Source organism: Streptomyces sp. NPDC059010 (genome assembly GCF_042740355.1).
Lineage (GTDB): Bacteria > Actinomycetota > Actinomycetes > Streptomycetales > Streptomycetaceae > Streptomyces.
The window spans coordinates 1-7,058 of sequence record NZ_JBHYJA010000098.1 but is presented as its reverse complement, the minus strand read 5'-3'; the positions used below and the strand labels follow the sequence as shown (position 1 = coordinate 7,058).

At 68.3% G+C, this 7,058-nt stretch carries 3 protein-coding genes and 3 pseudogenes; 3 read left to right on the top strand and 3 right to left on the bottom strand.

What is annotated here, in order from left to right:
* Positions 1-133 precede the first annotated feature (133 nt).
* Both ACFWYS_RS46350 and ACFWYS_RS46345 read right to left on the bottom strand, forming a co-directional pair.
* Positions 134-1,042: pseudogene (locus ACFWYS_RS46350) on the bottom strand (alpha/beta hydrolase family esterase); the annotation flags it as partial.
* A gap of 43 nt (positions 1,043-1,085) precedes the next feature.
* Positions 1,086-2,747: a glycoside hydrolase family 27 protein gene (locus ACFWYS_RS46345; protein ID WP_384783106.1), complete on the bottom strand. Its 1,662-nt coding sequence runs from the start codon at positions 2,745-2,747 to the stop codon at positions 1,086-1,088.
* A gap of 360 nt (positions 2,748-3,107) precedes the next feature.
* Between ACFWYS_RS46345 and ACFWYS_RS46340 the strand changes: the two are divergent.
* Positions 3,108-4,352 (top strand): annotated as a pseudogene (locus ACFWYS_RS46340) (non-reducing end alpha-L-arabinofuranosidase family hydrolase); the annotation flags it as partial.
* 71 nt (positions 4,353-4,423) lie between these two features.
* Here the strand turns inward: ACFWYS_RS46340 and ACFWYS_RS46335 are convergent.
* Positions 4,424-5,623: an RNA-guided endonuclease InsQ/TnpB family protein gene (locus ACFWYS_RS46335; protein WP_384783113.1), complete on the bottom strand. Its 1,200-nt coding sequence runs from the start codon at positions 5,621-5,623 to the stop codon at positions 4,424-4,426.
* 32 nt (positions 5,624-5,655) lie between these two features.
* Here ACFWYS_RS46335 and tnpA point away from each other — a divergent pair, with 32 nt between their 5' ends.
* Both tnpA and ACFWYS_RS46325 read left to right on the top strand, forming a co-directional pair.
* Complete coding sequence (tnpA, locus tag ACFWYS_RS46330; protein WP_384783110.1) at positions 5,656-6,054, top strand: IS200/IS605 family transposase; 399 nt, start codon at positions 5,656-5,658, stop codon at positions 6,052-6,054.
* 92 nt (positions 6,055-6,146) lie between these two features.
* Positions 6,147-6,938 (top strand): annotated as a pseudogene (locus ACFWYS_RS46325) (non-reducing end alpha-L-arabinofuranosidase family hydrolase); the annotation flags it as partial.
* Between the last annotated feature and the right edge of the window lie 120 nt (positions 6,939-7,058).

The following is a 7,058-nucleotide window of genomic DNA, read 5'->3' as shown; positions in this document are numbered from 1 at the left end:
GGTGTCCCGCGCCCGGCCGCGCCGCCCCGGGGGGGGGGCGGGCGCGCGCCGCCCGCGGGGGCGGGTTCGGGGGGGGGGCGGCGGCCCCCCCGGCGCCTTGTCAGCCGTCCGCCTGGACACTTCAGTGGTACTAGAACTGCGTGAAGAACTTCCAGACCTCCTGCGGCACCCAGGTCCTGGAGCCGCTGTCACCGGGGGCCCCGTCCTGCGGAGCGGCGATGTGCCCCTCGTCGAACGCGGCCCAGACGACCGGATGTCCGGCCGAGCATCCCGAGTAGGTGGTGACCCGGTGCGTCAGGCTGCCCTGCGCCGGCTCGGGCGGGTTCTGGGGAGTGCAGCCGTTGTTCCTGACGAACCTGTCCCGCAGCGCCCGCCCGCCGGAGATGCCGAGGACGTTGTCCCTGAGGCCGTGCACGCCGAGGTAGGCGATCGGCTGGGTGCCGCCGCTGCATCCGCTGAGCTGCCCGCCGCCCAGGACCGCGACCGCGCGGAAGACCGTCGCGCGGGAACACGCGAGGGAGTAGGACATCGCGGCTCCGTAGCTGAAGCCGAGAGCGAAGCGCTGTGTCGTGTCGACGCACAGGTCCGTCTCGATGCGCCTGAGCATGTCGTCGACGAAGGTGACGTCCTCCCCGCCGCTGTTGGCCCAGCCGTTGTCGAGGCCTTGGGGCGCGACGAAGACGGCGCTGTTGTTCGCCAGTCGCTGGAGCCCGTAGTAGGCCCAGGTGCCCGTTTCCACGGTGCGGCCGGTGGCGACGTCGGTGGAGGTGCCGCCCAGCCAGTGGAACCCGAAGACCAGCCGGTGGGCGCGGTTGCGGTCGTAGCCGTCGGGGATGCGCAGGATGAAGCTCCGGTTCTTGCCGCCACTCTGGATCGTGTGCGTTCCGCTCGTCAGGGTGGGAGCCTTGCCGCAACCGGAGCTCGGGGCGGCGGTGCCGGCGGATGCGGCGGCCGTGCCTCCCATGCTCAGGGCGACCAGCACCGCGACCACGGCGGTACATAAGAGGGACCTCGTCCTTACCCTTCTCCTTGTCCTTGTCATCGTCCTTGTCATCGTGAAACTTCCCTTCTGAAGCCGCGGTTGTTCACGCGCGGGTCCACTTCTGGTTGGACTGGCCGTTGCAGGTCGACAGGACCAGCGGGGTCCCGCCGGCGGTGCCGGCCCCGTCGACGTCGAGGCACAGCCCGGCGTGGACGTTGCGGATCGCCCCGTCGGAGCCGACGGTCCACTTCTGGTTGTTCTGGCCGTTGCAGGGCCAGGTGATGACCCGGGTGCCGTCGGTGGTGCCCTGGTTGTAGGCGTCCAGACACTTGTCGCCGAAGACGCGGATCTCGCCGCCGGCCCATGTGGTCCACAGTTGGTTGGCGGCGGTGTGGCAGTCCCAGAGCAGTGCCGTGGCCCCGGCCGCGGTGGAGGCCTTGTCCACGTCCACGCAGCGTCCGGACGCGGTGCCGCGCAGCCGGGAGGTGGTGGCGGCGAGCGGGCTGCCGCCGCTGACCCGGAAGACGGCGACGCCGTGCGCGGGGACGCTCGCCGAGATCTGCCCGGACGTGCTGGACGTGCCGCCGGTCCACAGGTCGGTGAGGGTGAACGGTCCGCCGGACAGGCCGACCTGGGCGGCCGTGGTGCTGACGGTCGCCGTGCCGCCTCCCCGGTTGAACAGGCCCACCGCGACCGAGCCGTCGGACAGCGGCTTGGCGAACACCTCGGTGCCGCCGTCGTCGCGCACCCTGCGTCCGCCCGCGCCCAGCGGATCCTGGTTCACCGCCAGCAGCCGCGGGTTGCGCAGGATCGCGCTCACGTCGGCGGACATGGTGCGGATGTCGTTGCCGGCCATGAGCGGGGCTGCCAGCAGCGCCCACAGGGCGAAGTGGGAGCGGGACTCGGTCAGTGACAGGCCGGGACGGCCGACGACCAGCATGTCGGGGTCGTTCCAGTGCCCCGGTCCGGACTGGGCCGCCAGCGGCGCGGTGACGTCCAGGACGTTGCCGACGCCCATCGGATAGCTGTTGGTGTTGCCGTTCTGCCAGATGTCGAGCAGGTCCTCGGTCGTCCGCCACAGGTCGGCGACCTCGCCCCAGTTGTACGTGTCGCCGGTGATGGCGTGGAAGCTGTTGGGGTTGATGCTGTACACGATCGGCCGCCCGGTGGCGCGCAGGGCGTCGCGCATCAGCGTGAACCGCGCGACCTGCTCGTCGCGGGTGCCGCTGGAGGAGCACCAGTCGTACTTGAGGTAGTCGACGCCCCACGAGGCGAACGTGGCGGCGTCCTGGGCCTCGTGGCCCCTGCTGCCCGTCGACCCGGGGTAGCCGCCGCTGGTCTGGGCGCAGGTGCGTTCACCCGGCACCTGGTAGATGCCGAACTTCAGGCCCTTGCCATGGATGTAGTCCCCGAGCGCCTTCATTCCGCCGGGGAACTTGGTCGGGTTGGCCCGCAGGTTGCCTGCCGCGTCGCGCTGCGGGTCGAACCAGCAGTCGTCGACCACCACATACCGGTAGCCGGCGTCGCGCATGCCCGAGGACACCATGGCGTCGGCGGCCTGGCGCACCTGGGCCTCGGTGATCCCGCACCCGAAGCTGTTCCAGCTGTTCCATCCCAACGGCGGAGTGAGCGCCGGGCTGCCGGGCGCGGCGGAAGCTGTGGAGTGGGCAGCGGCCGTGACGGTCGCGGTCACCGTCATCGCGACGGCCGCGAGGAGGTGGAGCAGTCGCCTGACTGATCGTCTGGGCACGGAGGGCTCCTTCATGTCAAGTTCATGACACTTACAGAGGGGATCTCTGGGTCGAAATTTCGATAGCCATTCGGAAAGTCGAAGCGTCACGCATCCTAGAGAGGCGCTCAAGCATGTCAACACCTTCCGATATCGCCCGGCGGCAGACTCCCCACATCTAGCTCAATTCGACTCCGAATGTTTCGCCCTCATTAGCGAATCATGCGCCAGGTATTGACGCGATCCGTCGACCTCCTATCATCCAAAATGCCCGACAAGCCGATCCATGTTCGACATCTCGAACCCGATGGAGCCACACCGGGCGCCCCAAGGAGAACGACACCCGCAGATCTGTCATGCCCTCATCAACCCGCACGCGTGCCGCAGAGGAGAACCATGAACCCGCTGAAACACTTCGGCCGGCGCCGAGCCTCGCTGCTGGCCCTCCTGGCCACGGCCGCCCTGGTGACACCGGTGGCCGCGACCGCCGCACCCGATGCCGTCCGAGCCTCCACCCTCGGCGCACAAGCCGCCCAGTCCGGAAGGTACTTCGGGACCGCGGTGGCCGCCGGAAGGCTCGGCGACGGCACGTACACCTCGATCCTGGACCGCGAGTTCAACTCGGTCACCCCCGAGAACGAGATGAAGTGGGACACGACCGAACCCTCCCGCGGCTCGTTCAACTTCGGCCCCGCCGACCAGATCGTCAACCGCGCGGCAGCCCGCGGTCAGCGCTTACGCGGCCACACCCTGGTCTGGCACTCCCAACTGCCCGGCTGGGTCAGCTCCATCAGGGACGCGAACACCCTGCGCAGCGTGATGAACAACCACATCACCGGCGTGATGAACCGCTACAAGGGCCGGATCCACTCCTGGGACGTCGTCAACGAGGCCTTCGCCGACGGCGGCAGCGGCCAGCACCGGCCCTCGGTGTTCCAGAACCTGCTGGGCGACGGCTTCATCGAGCAGGCCTTCCGCACCGCGCGGGCCACCGACTCGGGGGCCAAGCTCTGCTACAACGACTACAACATCGAGAACTGGAGCGACGCGAAGACGCAGGGCGTCTACCGCATGGTGCGCGACTTCAAGGCACGCGGCGTGCCCATCGACTGCGTCGGCCTCCAGGCCCACTTCGGCACCGGCGGCCCGCCCGCCAGTTTCCAGACGACGCTGTCGAACTTCGCCGCCCTCGGCGTGGACGTCCAGATCACCGAGCTGGACATCGCCCAGGCGCCGCCGACCGCGTACGCGAACACGGTGCGGGCCTGCATGAACGTGGCGCGCTGCACCGGCATCACCGTCTGGGGCATCCGGGACAGCGACTCCTGGCGAGCCTCGGAGAACCCGCTGCTGTTCGACCGGGGCGGCAACAAGAAGCCCGCCTACCAGTCGGTGCTCACCACGCTGGGTGGCACGGCCGCGACACAGCGGGCCGGCACCTCCTCGGCCCGGTCCGCCGCCGCGCTGCCCTCCCGCTTCTCCTGGAGCTCCGGCGGCGCGCTGATCGCCCCCAAGCCGGACTCGACCCACAACATCGCCGGGATCAAGGACCCGACCGTCGTCCAGTACAACGGCAAGTACCACGTGTTCGCGAGCGTGGCCAGCTCTTCCGGCTACAACCTGGTGTACGTCAACTTGACCCGGCCCTAAAGGACCGGGCTTGGAGGTAGCGCCCAACTGGCTGCTGGGTTGACTCCTCCGTCCAGACACGCCTATCGGGTGGCAGGGACGCGTGACTCACGCCCCGCGTTCCACACGCTCTCGCCACGGGTGGCGATGTTGTGGGAAGCATTCCGGTCGGCGTGGGCAACGACCCCGCACCCCCGGCAGATGAAAAGTCCCTGGTCGACACGGTTGCGTTTGTCGACGTGGCCGCACTGCGCGCATGTCTGGGACGTGTACGCGGGATCGACGAAGACCAGGGGCACGCCTGCCCGCTTGGCCTTGTAGACGATGAAGTCTGCGAGCTGGGCGAAGGACCAGGAGTGGAGCGCGACCCTCCCCCACTGCCTTAAGGGCGTGGGAGGTACCCCCACGGGCTTGCGGAGCCGTACCCTCTGCCGGATTCCCTTGAGTTCTTCCAGGGAGATCCCGGCCGAGGTGCGTTCAGCCTCGGTCACGATCGTCTTGGCGATGATGTGGTTGGTGTTCTTGACGTGCCGCGCCTCGCGGCGGGAGCGCTCCTTGAGCCGGTGCCTGGCGGACTTGGTGCGCTTCTTCTGGAGCTTGGCCCGCAGGGCAAGCTGCCTCTTGCGATACCGGTTCAGGGCGCGTCCGGCGGCCTGGTAGCCGGTGGATGTGGTGGCGATGTTGACGATGCCGAGGTCCACGCCGATGAAGCCGTCCGGCTCGTACGTCTCGGCCTCGGGAACCTCGCACGTGGCGATCAGATAGAAGACGCCGTCACGCTCGATCAGGTCGGACTCGCCCTTGCGGTACTGCTGGAGCACCTTGAGCGCGTCCGCCGCGCACACGAACCGCACGCCCTTCAACCGGCCTTCGGTGGTCCAGATCGAGACCGTCCGCTGGTCGTACTGCCAGCTCAAACACCGGTCGTCATACGGCTGCGCGGCATCGGGACGGAACGTGATCGGCCTCGACTCCGCCTTGCGGCGGCGCTTCGACTTCGGCTTGCCGAGGTTCCCGGCCCGGATGTTCGCCGTCAAGGTGGTGTAGGCGTCGCGCACCTTCTTGATGGTGTGCTGGGCGGCCTGCGCCCCGAGCCCTTCGGCCTTGAGGCGCGGGTAGGTGTGCTTGCGCAGCTCGTACTCACGCGGCACCCCGTGGGCGAAGGCCACTTCGGCGACCCAGCACGCCAGATCCTTGACCGTGCGCAGGGTCGCGGACAGCGCGGCGGCCTGCTCGGCCTCCGGCATCAGCTTCACCTGCGTCACGATCTTCACGACGATCATCGTACTAACCACGCTGGGAGCCAAACCCCAATATTCGCAGGGGTCGTACGGTCGTCTACACCCTCCATGCCCACTTGGTCTTCACACCCAAGTACCGGCGCGGACCGTTCACCGACGAGATCCTTACGCGCTGCGAAGAGATCATGCGGGCCGTGTGCGCCGACTTCGAAACCGAGCTGGTGGAGTTCAACGGCGAGCGTGATCACGTCCACCTGCTCGTGCACTACCCGCCCAAGGTCGCCATCTCGCGGTTGGTCGGCTCCCTCAAGGGGGTGTCCGCCCGCAGGCTCCGCCAGGAGTTCCCCGGCCACATCCGCAAGTACCTGTGGGGCGACCACTTCTGGTCCCCGTCCTACTTCGCCGCATCCTGCGGCGGCGCACCGCTAGAGATCATCAAGGAGTACATCGAGAACCAGAAGCGACCCGACTGAGGGCAACAGTGCAGACCCGTGCGCCCGTGCAGGTCACCCCTAGCTTGAGAAGCACTTCCTCCCGGGCATGAACGCCCAGGGTTCCGCGCTAGATCATGCTGAACTTCAGTGACTGGTCCCAGGCCGGCTCGGCCACCCACCACTACCTCGACCGCAGCGCCATCGGCGCCGGCTACCGGGCCGCGCCGCAGGTCTTCTACTACGCGCCGCAGCGCCTGTGGTACCTCGTGTACCAGACCGGCAACGCCTCGTACTCCACCAACCCCGACATCAGCAATCCGAACGGGTGGAGCGCGCCCCGCAACTTCTACGCGTCGATGCCCGACATCATCAAGCAGAACATCGGCAACGGCTACTGGGTCGACATGTGGGTGATCTGCGACAGCGCCAACTGCCACCTGTTCTCCTCCGACGACAACGGACACCTGTACCGCTCCCAGACGACCGTCGGCCAGTTCCCGAACGGCTTCACCAACACCGTCATCGCGGCCCAGGACTCCAAGTACGCCCTGTTCGAAGCGAGCAACGTGTACAAGGTGCAGGGCACCAATCAGTACCTGCTCCTCGTGGAGGCCATCGGATCGGACGGCCGGCGCTACTTCCGCTCCTGGACCTCGGGCAGCCTCGCCGGCTCCTGGACACCCCTGGCCGCATCCGAGAGCAACCCGTTCGCACGGGCCAACAACGTCACCTTCCCGTCCGGGGCCTGGACCAGGGACATCAGCCACGGCGAGATGATCCGGGCCGGCTACGACCAGACACTCACCATCCCCTCCTGCCGGCTCCAGTACCTCTACCAGGGCATGAACCCCAACGCGGGCGGTGACTACAACCTCCTCCCCTGGCGGCTCGCCCTCCTCACCCAGACCAACTCGACCTGCTGACCATGTGGGCCCCGCACCGATGGCGCGGGGCCCCCCGCCGGGGGCGCCCCCCCCGCGGGGGGGCGGGTGGGGGTTGTTGGAGGGTGACCCGCGCCCGGAGGGGGTGTAGTTGGCGCGCAC